The organism is Flagellimonas alginilytica (assembly GCF_042134605.1).
GTDB classification, from domain to species: Bacteria; Bacteroidota; Bacteroidia; order Flavobacteriales; family Flavobacteriaceae; genus Flagellimonas; species Flagellimonas alginolytica.
Genome location: NZ_CP169638.1, coordinates 540378 through 552726, shown reverse-complemented (window position 1 = coordinate 552726; position 12349 = coordinate 540378). Strand labels below are relative to the sequence as shown.

At 43.1% G+C, this 12349-nt stretch carries 12 protein-coding genes and 1 pseudogene; 11 read left to right on the top strand and 2 right to left on the bottom strand.

Going from position 1 to position 12349, the window contains the following annotated elements; translation table 11 throughout:
- The first annotated feature begins 88 nt into the window (after positions 1–88).
- The gene (locus tag ABTP35_RS02455; RefSeq protein WP_375334421.1) at positions 89–673 is read left to right on the top strand and encodes an RNA polymerase sigma factor; all 585 of its coding nucleotides are present in this window, start codon (positions 89–91) and stop codon (positions 671–673) included.
- A gap of 63 nt (positions 674–736) precedes the next feature.
- Here the strand turns inward: ABTP35_RS02455 and ABTP35_RS02450 are convergent, their stop codons facing one another.
- Both ABTP35_RS02450 and ABTP35_RS02445 read right to left on the bottom strand, forming a co-directional pair.
- Entirely contained in the window at positions 737–2971 is a 2235-nt protein-coding gene (locus ABTP35_RS02450; protein WP_375334420.1) for a TonB-dependent receptor family protein, read from the bottom strand.
- A gap of 108 nt (positions 2972–3079) precedes the next feature.
- A pseudogene (locus tag ABTP35_RS02445) lies at positions 3080–4416 on the bottom strand (IS3 family transposase).
- 387 nt (positions 4417–4803) lie between these two features.
- Between ABTP35_RS02445 and ABTP35_RS02440 the strand changes: the two are divergent.
- From ABTP35_RS02440 to ABTP35_RS02395, 10 genes are all read left to right on the top strand, one after another.
- A complete protein-coding gene (locus ABTP35_RS02440; RefSeq protein ID WP_375334419.1) occupies positions 4804–5505 on the top strand; it encodes a hypothetical protein in 702 nt (233 codons plus the stop codon).
- Positions 5506–5510: 5 nt separating this feature from the next.
- Positions 5511–6341 (top strand): serine/threonine-protein kinase, encoded by an 831-nt coding sequence (locus tag ABTP35_RS02435; protein ID WP_119648315.1) that lies wholly within the window; start codon positions 5511–5513, stop codon positions 6339–6341.
- Positions 6342–7541 (top strand): hypothetical protein, encoded by a 1200-nt coding sequence (locus ABTP35_RS02430; protein ID WP_375334418.1) that lies wholly within the window; start codon positions 6342–6344, stop codon positions 7539–7541. It begins immediately after the preceding gene.
- Between the two features lie 319 nt (positions 7542–7860).
- On the top strand, positions 7861–8346 hold the full coding sequence (locus ABTP35_RS02425; protein WP_119648316.1) for a hypothetical protein: 486 nt from the start codon (positions 7861–7863) through the stop codon (positions 8344–8346).
- Positions 8347–8358: 12 nt separating this feature from the next.
- Positions 8359–8574 (top strand): PRTRC system protein C, encoded by a 216-nt coding sequence (locus tag ABTP35_RS02420; protein WP_119648317.1) that lies wholly within the window; start codon positions 8359–8361, stop codon positions 8572–8574.
- 2 nt (positions 8575–8576) lie between these two features.
- Positions 8577–9620: a hypothetical protein gene (locus ABTP35_RS02415; RefSeq protein WP_119648318.1), complete on the top strand. Its 1044-nt coding sequence runs from the start codon at positions 8577–8579 to the stop codon at positions 9618–9620.
- Positions 9620–10330 (top strand): hypothetical protein, encoded by a 711-nt coding sequence (locus ABTP35_RS02410; protein ID WP_119648319.1) that lies wholly within the window; start codon positions 9620–9622, stop codon positions 10328–10330. The genes ABTP35_RS02415 and ABTP35_RS02410 overlap by 1 nt, the downstream gene beginning before the upstream one ends.
- Positions 10320–11120: a PRTRC system ThiF family protein gene (locus tag ABTP35_RS02405; protein ID WP_166248841.1), complete on the top strand. Its 801-nt coding sequence runs from the start codon at positions 10320–10322 to the stop codon at positions 11118–11120. Before ABTP35_RS02410 ends, ABTP35_RS02405 begins: the two co-directional genes overlap by 11 nt.
- The gene (locus ABTP35_RS02400; RefSeq protein ID WP_147378290.1) at positions 11107–11346 is read left to right on the top strand and encodes a hypothetical protein; all 240 of its coding nucleotides are present in this window, start codon (positions 11107–11109) and stop codon (positions 11344–11346) included. Before ABTP35_RS02405 ends, ABTP35_RS02400 begins: the two co-directional genes overlap by 14 nt.
- A 389-nt stretch (positions 11347–11735) precedes the next feature.
- Positions 11736–12338: a DUF6088 family protein gene (locus tag ABTP35_RS02395; RefSeq protein WP_375334417.1), complete on the top strand. Its 603-nt coding sequence runs from the start codon at positions 11736–11738 to the stop codon at positions 12336–12338.
- The last annotated feature ends 11 nt before the right edge of the window (positions 12339–12349 follow it).

The following is a 12349-nucleotide window of genomic DNA, read 5'->3' as shown; positions in this document are numbered from 1 at the left end:
ATATTATGTAAACGATTGAACTATACAATACCCTTGCTTTTTATTGTCAATAATCTATAATTATTGATTTTTTTTGTTAAAATAGCCTATGAATTCAAATAACTTGGATGAAAAAATTAAGGTTGAAGCAATCCAAAAAGGGGATAGGAAGGCTTTCAAAACAGTCATTGAGTTCTATTATAATGAAATCTATTGGTATGCAAAAAGTTTAAGCCGTAACGAAGCTTTGGCAAAAGATTTGGTGCAGGAAGCATTTTTTAAACTATGGAAGAAAAGGGATAATATAAAAAAGGGAACTATCTTAAAGGGATGGCTCTACAAGTCTGTCCGAAACAATTTTTTGGACCATGTAAAAAAGTATAAGAAAGAAACTTATTTTTTCGAGACTACCTATGCCGAAACTTTGGACCTTGTAATTGAAAGAGAATATCAAGAAGACTTAAAACATAAGGTGGAACTAGTTGAAAAAGAGATCGAACAGCTTCCCAAGAAGTGCAACCAAGTATTTAAGTTAAGTAAGAAAGAAGGGCTAACCAATACTGAGATTGCGGAACATTTGGGTATCTCCATCAAAACGGTCGAAGGACATCTTACCAAAGCCCTCAAAATTTTAAGGGAAAAATTAAAAGAAAAAATTCAAGTGCTGTTTTTAATTCTTGGCCATGTGAGGTAAAAAGGACAAATGTCCTTACATCGGTTTTCAATTGACATGGTCTAAAAATTATGATTCTTCCTTTTAAAGGCCATAGGTTATTGAAAAATTAACCCCGAATGGATGCCCAGGCCGTAATCCGGCAGGAACCCTTGACACCGCATAGGTGGTGTCGAACAAGTTAATGATATTGGCGGAAAAGGTGAAGTGGCTATTATAGAAATAGCGGCCCGACATGTCAACGACAAAATTGGAATCCACCCTTAAATTTGTGGGAATGGTCCCTGTTCCTGCTTGTGTCCTGAATGCATCGATATAGCGTGCGCCCATGTCAATGCCAAACTTTTCATGCCCCAGGCCAAGGTTCAAATTGAACTGGTTCTTGGCGATATAGGGTATCTCATCACCCACCGAGACTTCCCCGAATATAGCGTTGGCACTGTCAAATGAACTAAGAAACTCGGTATCGGTCAAGGTATAGTTAAACGTTAACGGTAAGCGGACCTTTTCCGAGCTGTTATTCAAAAGGTTATAGTTCAACGATACTTCTACACCGCTGACCCTTACCTCGCCAGCGTTGAATTGGTCCAAGCTGCCCGTACCACCTGTAGCCGCAAGGTCGCTCCCCAACAAGTTTTGATAGTCGTTATAGTAGCCTACCACTTCGCCTTGAATTCCATGATAATTGAAACGGGTACCCAATTCATAATTTATACTGCTTTCCGCATGTTGGCCTTCGGTATTGCCGGGAGGGGAAAACCCTTTGTGCACCCCGCCAAAAACGGAAAGATTTTCGGTAAAGGTATAATTTGCCCCAATTCCCGGAATCCAAACATCCACTTGGTTCTCACGTTCGGAAAGGTCCGTACCCGATCTCGTTGCATCGTTGGTACCGTAATTTATCCTGCCCAAGGTAATATTCTCGTACCGAATACCTGGGGTCAATGTAAACCTGCCCAAATTTAGTTTGTACAAGGTATGCGCGGCAATTGCCTTTGCGTTGCCGATACGGTTTGCATCCGCCCCTTTGATGCCGACCGTTGTGCGTATTAGTTCATTGTTCTGAAAACCATACCTGTCTACCCATTGAAACCTATCCTCCTCATCCTCATGGTAGCGAATACCCAGCTCCAGGCTTTGTAACCAGTCAGCGCCCCATCGCAACCGGGCAATGGACTGTATTCCTTGGGAGGTATACCTCCTGTTATTCGCTTTTATGCCGAACACATCTTCCGGGGTATCCGTGTTTCCCAACAAGGCATTGTATTCCATGGCATAGGTTTCCGGATCTGTGAGCACATTGTTTATTCCAACGCGCTCCCCAAGATTTACATCGTCCAATTTGTACCAGTTGCGTTTAAACTTGTTCACATATCCCGTGGTGGTAATGGACAGGGTCTGGGAAAGTTTAAGAAAATGTGTTAATTGGTATTGTTGGTGCTCCGCGTCCATCACATCTTCCGAGGATGCCCTGTATCTACGGTACGGGTTTTCATTGAAATCGGCATCGGTCAACCCTAAATAGGTTTCATTGGCCCTTTCTTCGGAAAATTGGATTTTAAAGAGAAGGGATTGATAGACTTTGGCACCTTCATCGGTATTCATTCGAAACTTTGCCAAATAGTCCGATTTGTCAAAACCCGTATTTCCCCCTCCGTCAATATTTTTAAAACCGTCTGAATTGTAGTTATAGTATTCGCTTACGAATCCGAAGTTCTTAAAACTATCGCCTATTACGATCTGCGTATTCTTTGAATTGAAGTTACCGGCCGATAAGGTCGCTCTTCCAGTAAACCGGTCCGGTATCCGGGTAGAGATCATGTTGATGGCGCCACCCGTAGTATTTGGCCCGTACTGGACCTGACTACTTCCCTTCAATACTTCCACGGCCTGCATCCTTGCGATGGTGGGAAAATAATATGCGGCAGGGGCACTGTAGGGGGCAGGGGCTATAAGTACCCCATCTTCCATAAGATTGATTTTTGCACTACGTTCCGGAGAAGTACCCCTTAAACTGATATTGGGCCGTAATCCAAAACCATCCTCCTCGTATATGTTGACCCCGGGCACGTTTCTCAATATCCTGTTAATATCGTTGTAACTGAATTTTTGAAGTTCTTTCGCCGATATATAATTTGCGGAACCCGTTCTGTTCATGGCTTCAAATTTACTCCCTAGAATTGCACTTCCATTGACTATGACCTCGTTTAAAACTTCCGTTTTCAGGACAGTTGAATCTTTGCCATCATTGCTTTCCTGTGATAATCCTAAATTCGCTGTCAGGAGCATTATTGAAAATACAGTTAAAAACCATTTCATATTATACTTATTTAGATTGAATAAAAATAAAATGCAAATATAATTTTTTTTTTAGAATTGACGTGTACGTCTTCAAACGAATTAGGACTGTCCCGATCCAAAGTTAAGTCATAGTTTCAACTTTTGAATTAGGTGCTCTTTCCTTCTTTTGAGCATCGTTCTTTTCTTTATCGATTTACGTTTTTCCAATATCTTTTTGTCCCTTCCGAAATATACGGCTGCCGGTGTCAGGTTGTCCAATGATTCGTGGTATCTCCTGTTGTTGTAATAGTCCACGAACTCTTCCAACCTTTCCTTGAGTTCCCCCGGCATATAGTAGTTGTCCAGTTTGATGATGTTCTTCATCGAACGGTGGTAACGCTCTATCTTGCCCTGCGTCTGTGGATGGTTCGGTTTTCCCCGGATATGCTCCATCTCCCTTTCCTTTATGAACTCCTTCAGTTCGCCACTGATGTAACAGGGCCCGTTGTCCGACAGGAGCCTTGGCATTTGCCCTTTGGGCAGCGATACCTTTTCCAATGCCCTTCCCACTGTTTTCTTCACATCCCCTGCGTTCATCGAGGGACAGAGTTCCCAATGGATAATATATCGGCTGTAATCGTCCAGAATGGTCGAGAGATAGTACCAGCCCCACCCGACGATCTTCAGATAGGTGAAGTCCGTCTGCCACATCTGGTGAACCCTTATGGTCTTGTCCCTGTACTCCTGTGAAGCGGCCATGGTATCAAAAGCAGGGGATGTCACCAGTCCACGTGACTTAAGTATGCGGTAGACACTGCTCTCCGAGATATAGTATTCCCGCTCATCGGTCATCTTACAGGCAAGTCCGCGACAGGATTCCTCCGGGAAGTCCAGGGCCATCTCCACGACCTCCGACCTAATCTTGTCGGGTATCCTGTTCCAATAGGTATTGCGTGCCCTATGGTTGGGCGCAAGTCCGTCAAAGCCACCTTCGAGGTACTTACCGTACCAGTTGTAGAAGGTGCTCTTGTTTATCCCTATTTCCTTCAATGTCCTGTTCACGCCTATTTCAGATGTCTCCACAAGCCTTATGATCTCGTATTTCTCCTGTTGGGTAAATCGCATGTACTTCCTCCATTTTACCCTAAGCCATTGGTACTTTTTTTGAGCACCCGGTTCTGGAGCAACAGTTCGGCCACCGTTTCCTTAAGCTGGGAGTTCTCCCCACGGAGTTCCTTTACTTCACTGGTATTGGCCTCGCGCATGGTGTCACCCATCAGGCGCTTTTTCCCAGCTTCCAGAAAATCCTTGCTCCAACGATAGTACAGTGCCGGGGCAATGCCCTCACGCCTGCAGATGCCGGATACCGATTCCTCGCCCTTGAGACCTTCCAGCACGATACGGATCTTTTCCTCTGCAGAAAACTTCCTCCTTGTATTCCTTTTAATGTCCTTTACGATTGATTCCGTGTTCTTCTTTGTCATTTTAAGTGATTTAAATGGTTAATGAATCCATCTTCAAGGCTAGCCTTGAAGATAACAAAACCATCACTTATCTTTAGACCAAGATCAGTCCACTTTTAGTTGAAGATTTACAGTTAGCCCCTTTAAAATGGATATTTCTTAGGCAATAGCTATGCGGTTGTTTTAAAAAGCAACTTACAGAGATTCCTGAGATTGTGAAGTTCAAATTAAATTGGAGTTGTTTGTCCGGCATATAATAGGGAGAAATTTCATTTAACCCTTTCAGAACCTATTATTAGCACTTTCTTTGAAAACAAAGAGCGATAAACTCTTTATTTTTATTATCCTGTTCAAATACAAAAAAGGAATTATCTTTAGGTTGTTATCTTTGTTCAAAACAAAATTTATATGCTCAATAACTTGCAATTTAACTTTAGGAAAGAAAAAGAAGGCCCTGAAAATGACTTGGTCAATACTTTTCTAAATCAATATACTCAAAACTTTGAGAAGAAAAATTACAAGTTTAAAGTACTAAAGGAAGTTTATGCCGAGACAGGAATCCCAGATATTCTGATTGTGGTATGGGAAGATATTGATAAAAGTGGTTGGCCGCCAAAGAGAAATAAACTCGATAAAACGGACATTAAAATCCTGCACCATATTTCTTCAAATGGTAAAAGGGGTATCCGTTTTAAAAGAATACTTCAACAACTTGGGTACTCCGAAAAATCCGCTCAGAAATCCCTTAAAAAGCTGGTGCAAGCAGAGCTTATATTCTTTAACGGAATGACTGCCAGAATAAAGGATTTTGAAAATTCCTTTTTTGTACGTGAAATCATTTCCATCGAAGCTAAAATGAGTGATTGGAAGAATGCGTTTAAGCAAGCACAGTTAAATGAAAACTTTTCCTCACATTCTTATGTGTTGCTTCCTGATAAAACCATAACCGAGAATGTAGTGTCTTCGATCAATGGCAACCTTGGAATTTTATCTCAAAGTGAAGACGGCGCAAAATTGAAGGTAAGGGCAAAAAAAGCCAAACTACCTGGGTCTTATTTCTCTTGGATTATCAATGAATATATAGGCCGTCAATTGGCATCAGCTTTGTAAGTTTTATGATAGAAGAATTAAAGGATTTAAACCTAATCAAAAAAGGGGGGCAAAAGGAAGTTTTCCAAGGTACACATGATGAACATGGTCAAATCGTATTCAAGAAAGTTTTTCCAAATTCTGACAGTTTAGAGCGAACAAAAAGGGAAATAAGAGCGGTATCCGTACTAGACGAATCTCCGAATATACCTAGAATCATCGCTCATAATTGCGAAGAAGCTGACCCAGAATTTATTTGGATTGTCGAAGAGTACATTTCAGGGCAAAATCTAAGGGACGCCATAAATGACGGCAGAAAGTTCCTAATAAATGATATTGTTCGGTTTTTGGACACTATGCTCGAAATAGCTGTTCATTCCGAAAACAAACAACTGGTGCATAGGGATATTAAACCAGAGAATATTATCCTCGACGATGATGACAACTTTTGGCTTCTTGATTTTGGAATAGCAAGACACCTTGATCTAGAATCCATAACCAAGTCTGATGACCCCTTTGGCCTATTTACAGTGGGTTACGCATCCTCAGAACAATTTAGAAACTATAAAAAAGATATTGATATACGCGCAGACCTTTTTTCAATAGGGGTGGTTTGTTATGAATTGTTAAGGGGGCAAAATTTTTATATGGTCGATGTCGATAATGATATTTTTAAGGTTCTTAGAAAACTGGAGAATATATCTTTACCGCCTCTGAGAATAGAAGGCGATGGACAATTCCAACTCTCTACCTTTATTAGTCTTTTAGGAGACCATCGAAGAAATAGAAGGCCGAATACGGCTAATGAGGCAAAAATTATTTTTGACACTTTAAAGGAAACACTTACTTTAAATTAAATGGAACTATACCTTCAATTTGGATATGGAATGATGGCGCATTGCAAGCACCTTATTAAGAACTGGCAATCAGGCACTGTAATTTTGAGTCCAAGAGATCAAGACATAGATCAAATGAACGGTTTTGTTCCGGACATACATAAAGTAGGTGGTCAAGTTGTCTTTGATCCTCAATTTTATGTGCCGCACGCTGACCATGGAAGATTGACATCCCATTCGTTTTGGCCATCGGATTATTCAACAGCTCTTTTTAATTCGGTCGACGTCAGAAGAATGCTCGCAGTATTAAGGGACGAGTATAATAGCCCTTATGAAACGCCATTTTTCATCCTACCGGGAAGCAGAAGCTCTGAAATCAATGATAATTGGTATAACTACCATACTTTAATTATCAATGAAGCACAGAATTTAAATGTTCATGAAAACATTTATTTCACTTTGTGTTTATCTCAAGAAGCTATGAATTCTGAGGAGGCAATTCACGATGTTTTAGAATATATGGATACTTGGAATGTGCAAGGCTGCTATGTGGTACCAGAACCATCTAACAATCGCTATTTGGTTGACAACCCAAATTGGCTTGTCAATCTAATGGATTTAACCGCAGGTTTAAAACTTCAAGGTAAACAGGTTGTTGTTGGCTACGCCAATCATCAAATGCTCAATTTGGCACTTACGAAAACCGATGCAATAGCATCCGGAAATTGGCTCAATGTTAGGAGCTTTAATGCCAATAAGTTCAACAATCCGGAGGATTCTGTTAGTAGGAGGTCAACATGGTACTATTGTCCTCAGAGCCTATCGGAATATCAAATACCGTTTTTAGATATTGCGAGACGTTTGGGTATTTTGAGTGATTTAAGAACGGATACAGAAAACCTTTCTGGTTATGCCGATATTCTCTTTTCTGGTGCGCAACCAACAACTGTCAAATATGGCGACCGAGAGTCTTTCCGGCACTATCTACAATGTTTACGAATGCAAGCCCAAAATAGCGTGAAAGAATCTTATATTGAGACTAAGGAATCCATTAAATTAAGACTGGAAGGAGCCGATAGACTTACCAAATATTTTAATGACAATGGAATACGAGGAAAGGACAGGGATTTTTCGGATGTTGTAGACTCCAACCTTTCTGCTTTAAATGTTTTTCACAGATTAAGAGGAATGGTCTTAAGTCACAAATGGGATTCTATTTAAATTTCCTATGGATTTATACATCTCAGTTATCAACTACGAAAAGCGCATGAATTAACGAAAGCCCTACTTCGTATGCAACACAGCCTGCCATAGATACCGTAAACTACTTCCGCAAAAATTTTTACGGTTACCTAAAGTCCATCCAAAAATTTGCAATGATTCCCGCCCGCCTCCAATAAGCGGACACCGGTTCCAACGCCCCTTCGGGGCGTATTTTGTGGTGAGGGGAAGAAGAAGTCGATTGTGGTTTAAATCCTTAATTTTCAATGATTAGAAGATTCTTGAGGGTATCTTGTAACAACAATTAAAAGCAAAATCTATGGAAACATTCTTTAAATCTTTGGGCAAGACGGGCATCGGGCAATTCTCCATATCGGTCTCCTTTCACGGTACGGACTGTGCGGTCTCGCTACTCCCAAAGGCATCGGAGGGCGACAACGCCCTAAAAGCGATACGGCCCTTTACGCTCAAGGGCAGCATCGAGGAAATCGATACCGTCTTTTTGGAACGGTTGGGGAAACCCATGCAGGAAACAAAAGTACTGTTCGACAATGCCAACGGCTATCTCAGCAACCTGAAAAAGGCCGAGGAAAAGACCAAAATGGCGAACGACCGTAAGGAGAAAAAGAAGAAGGCCCTGTCCGACCTAAAGGAACTGGTCAAGGACAAGAAGTTCAACCCAATGGCCGAACACGAGAAGGCCGTGGATCTGGCCAACAAGGTATTGGAACTCGATGAAAACGACGCTTTGGCGAAAAAGACCATCGAGGATATGAAAGCCTATCAGCAACCCACCTTTTTTTAAACCACAAGCACTATGGAAGTATTAGGATTGGAAAGAAAATTTATGCTAAAGAACGTCTCGGGCGAATCCGTCTTGGACGACATCGACCCAAATTGGGCACCGGATCAAATCAAAGACCACTATGCCTCGGTGTATCCCGAACTGACCAATGCCAAAATCGTGGACAACGGCATTGTCGACGGCCGTCATGAAATTATGTTCAAGACCATAGCGGGAACCAAAGGATAGCGATGAATGAAAAAGAGGCACATACCATCAAAAAGGGACCTGTCCCGTTTCCACAAATCCTTGTTCGGCATTCTGGATTCGCGGGCGAGGCCGTCATCGGGAACCCGAAGACCCAAGCACGTCCAACAAGGGGGTCGTTTTTTTCTGACCTGACCATCCCGATCTTGCCTCGATTCGAGGTATTCGAAGATGGGGACGGAAATCGATGGGACACTCTAGGTACTCTCACAAAGAATGCTTTGGATACCCTTACAGGCAAGGCATCCGCCTTAACGGAAGATAGCCCAGAAATGCAGTTCTTCGGACAGTTGCAACGATTGCACAGGGAAATACCCGATGCACTGGTAAAGGAGGTATGCACCCAAGAGGGAAATGATGGCATCCTTGTCATGAAGCCTGTTTTTGAGGCGCACCATATTTGGGCGATCCCAATGGCTCCCATATTTTCTTTGCGTACCCGAAATGCTAAACTGTTCGCTAGCCTGCTGTCCTTTGTGCATTCATTGCCCTTTGACAATGTATTCAAACGGATGGGCTACCTCTTGGAATGTTTGCTCGAATGGTCGTTCGAGGTCTCGGAATCCGAATCCGACCCCGAGACCGACTGTTGCGCCGAGGGGCCATGTGTCCTATGCTTTATAGAGGCCCATGCTTCCGATTATGCCAAATACGAGGATTTCGATTGGTTGGCCTGTATGAGAAGCTACCGACCAAAAAATACCTTGTTCAAAATGATGCGGGATTTGCTGTTGGAAGCACCTACCATTGATTTCAATGCCTTTGCCAACCTATGTTTTTTGGAAGACGATATGGATATGGAAGTGGACGACCTGATCGTCTTTTTAGATAGGGAGGATTCCCAACTGGAAAACGGCTATATCAACTTTGTAAACGAGATCGCACAGTACGGCTACTCCCATACCATCTACGACACATCACTCACAGTTGGGAACAAGACCAAAGCCTTTGTTATGCGGGAGGAAGGGCAGGTAAATGCCATTTTCAATTTTATGGATTGTTTGAACGAACTCTTAAAAAAACTCTGATGGAAGAAAACACCCGACACGACCCGAAATTTCATTTTGAACCCAAAATAGCCATCATAGGCTATGAGGCCATAAACGGGTATTACGGACGGGACGAATGTTACTTTTCAAGGCACACCGTTCGAAACGGGAAATTGGGGGCAGGATCCCCGCTTACCATGGATATGGTAAGGGACATGCTCAAATTGGTCGATGTGGACAGATGCGAGTTTTCCTTTAAGGGTCGGTTGCCCAAACAGTTGCTCTATTTCAGGGACAAGGGTACGTTACAATTGGTCTGGTCTTGTGACCGACCCGTGGAAAGGCTACTTTTTAAAGAGCAATTGGACATACCTACGGGAACATATCCCATACCCAAATTGGTATTTTCCCTTTCGGGGGAATCGCTTTCCGTTTTTGCCATAACTCGAAAAAAGCCGATCCATGACGGCACGGAACTCTACCATGCCCCTTTTATGAACGTCTATGCCTCTGGAAAGGTGTGCATGGGCGATGCAACATTGTGTTATCGCCATTTGGACTTTTATGAGGACATGATGGCCTTTGCGGAAAAGCAATTTTTCCTGTCGGTTTTTACCCATACGAACCACGACCATCTGCTCAACGGAAATTACACGGAGTTGATGCTCCAAATGCATGGGACGCAGCATTTCGAGGAAGCCCTTTTATTCCCTAACCACCAACTTTTACAGCATGTCTATGAAAACTGATCTCCACTACGCCCCGAACTATTTTTTCGCTCCCACCCATCCCATTAGCATTGCGTTGGTCGGGGCAGGGGGCAACGGTTCCCTCGTGTTGGCACGTCTGGCAAGGCTAGGCCATGCCTTGGTGCAGTTGGGGCATCCAGGCCTCTATGTGACCGTTTTCGACGGGGACTTGGTACAGCCCTCGAACGTGGGCCGGCAGTTGTACGCCCCACAGGACGTTGGGGGCAACAAGGCCATTTGTGCCGTAACCAAGGTGAACCATACCTTCGGACTGCAATGGGATGCCGTTCCCGAACGGATAGGCGCGGACGATAAAAGATTGCACGCCAATCTGATCATTAGCTGTGTGGACGGTGCCGATTTTCGTTTGGAACTGGCAAAGGTGCTTAACCATCCACGTTCAGGTTCCTATCCATACGAGAACCAACATTATTGGTTGGATTTGGGCAACGGAAAATATTTCGGACAGTTTGTCCTAGGAAACCTGCAACACAATAATCTGCGTTCGGAAGGGGAGGCGAAACACCGCAAGCTGGACCATATCGTAGACCTGTTCCCCGACCTATTGGCGATGGAAAAAGAGGTCGAACAGGGAAGGGGATGCAGCTATGCGGACAAGTTGCAGGAACAATCGCTGTTCATCAATGATACCTTGTCGTCAATGGCCGTCCATTGTCTCTACGAACTTCTAACGAACAAAAAGATCAAATATCACGGGGCATTCGTAAACCTTGAAACGGGTAGAACGAATCCGCTTCCCATAAAATCCAACGTGCATGCTGTCGCTTGAAATGCTATACGAAAAGCTTCCCTTTATGGGATTTGTCATTTTTATGTGGATCATTCTACAGGGAATGCTCAGGCTCAAACGTTTTTTGGGAATACCGTTACTGCTATTTCTTTTTATCTTGGTAGGCATCCCATTTATTAAGGATTTGGTGTGGCTCTTTGGGGCATTGGAACTATCGGTCTGGGGATATTCTATTGCCAAAAAATGGCCGAGGCCATATTCTTGATTGTACCATTGTAATGATCGTTCTTATTGGTTCGTCTTTTTCTCTCCCTTCCCATGGTTTCTGCGGGAGTTGCGCGAAAGCCGCACCTTATCGGCCTCCCGAAATCCCTGCGGGATGTCATCGGGGGCCTCACGGTTTGCTTTCACACAACCCCCTCGAAACGGGACGCAAAAGTATGGAAGCCCCTATCGGGGTCCCATACCTTTGCGGAACGTGTTTTGTAGTTCCATAGTGTACGAGAACTTTGTTCGGTGTGTGTACCGTTGGTTCCCGTATTTAAGATATTTTATCGTTTTTTACGCAGGCAACTATTGTAGGAATAGATTAATAGCCAAAATTATTTTGTAACAAAAATTTACTAAATTTGTTACAAATAAGATGAATATGCTATGCGGAGTGTTGAGTCCAAAATAAAAAAATCCATTTCCAAAAAGGAGCGGGGAGAATTAGTGTTCCCCGATGATTTTCGGGGATTGGGTTCACCTGAAGCCATACGGTTGGCCCTCCATAGGATTGAAAAAGAAGGGTATATAAAAAGAGTGGCCCAAGGAATCTATGTCCGTCCCAAGATAAGTAAATATGTGGGAGAGGTATTGCCAACGGCAGAGGAGATTGCTAGGGCCATAGCCAAAAGGGACAAGATCAGGTTGGTACCTACCGGGGTATATGCTTTAAGTGCGTTGGGGCTTAGCACACAGGTACCCATGAAACTTGTCTTCCTTACCGATGGAGCTCCCCGGGAATTAAAATTGGGGAAGCGAAGCATAAAACTAAAGAAGACCACCCCCAAGAATTTATCGGCCAAGGGCGAGATAAGCAGACTGGTCATACAGGCCCTTCGCGAGATAGGAAAGGAACAATTAACGGACGAGGAAGAAGCAAAGATTATTGCCCTCTTGAAAAAAGAAGACCAAAAAGACCTGCTTCACGATATAGCACTGGCCCCGGCATGGATTCGGAAAATTATGGAAAAGAGCTTGGACAATGAATAAAAATGAATAAA

Coding starts and splice junctions, on each gene's coding strand:
- ABTP35_RS02435 (WP_119648315.1), top strand. CDS start 5,511: ATGATAGAAGAATTAAAGGATTTAAACCTAATCAAAAAAGGGGGGCAA.
- ABTP35_RS02420 (WP_119648317.1), top strand. CDS start 8,359: ATGGAAGTATTAGGATTGGAAAGAAAATTTATGCTAAAGAACGTCTCG.
- ABTP35_RS02450 (WP_375334420.1), bottom strand. CDS start 2,971: ATGAAATGGTTTTTAACTGTATTTTCAATAATGCTCCTGACAGCGAAT.
- ABTP35_RS02405 (WP_166248841.1), top strand. CDS start 10,320: ATGAAAACTGATCTCCACTACGCCCCGAACTATTTTTTCGCTCCCACC.
- ABTP35_RS02400 (WP_147378290.1), top strand. CDS start 11,107: ATGCTGTCGCTTGAAATGCTATACGAAAAGCTTCCCTTTATGGGATTT.
- ABTP35_RS02430 (WP_375334418.1), top strand. CDS start 6,342: ATGGAACTATACCTTCAATTTGGATATGGAATGATGGCGCATTGCAAG.
- ABTP35_RS02425 (WP_119648316.1), top strand. CDS start 7,861: ATGGAAACATTCTTTAAATCTTTGGGCAAGACGGGCATCGGGCAATTC.
- ABTP35_RS02410 (WP_119648319.1), top strand. CDS start 9,620: ATGGAAGAAAACACCCGACACGACCCGAAATTTCATTTTGAACCCAAA.
- ABTP35_RS02395 (WP_375334417.1), top strand. CDS start 11,736: ATGCGGAGTGTTGAGTCCAAAATAAAAAAATCCATTTCCAAAAAGGAG.
- ABTP35_RS02455 (WP_375334421.1), top strand. CDS start 89: ATGAATTCAAATAACTTGGATGAAAAAATTAAGGTTGAAGCAATCCAA.
- ABTP35_RS02415 (WP_119648318.1), top strand. CDS start 8,577: ATGAATGAAAAAGAGGCACATACCATCAAAAAGGGACCTGTCCCGTTT.
- ABTP35_RS02440 (WP_375334419.1), top strand. CDS start 4,804: ATGCTCAATAACTTGCAATTTAACTTTAGGAAAGAAAAAGAAGGCCCT.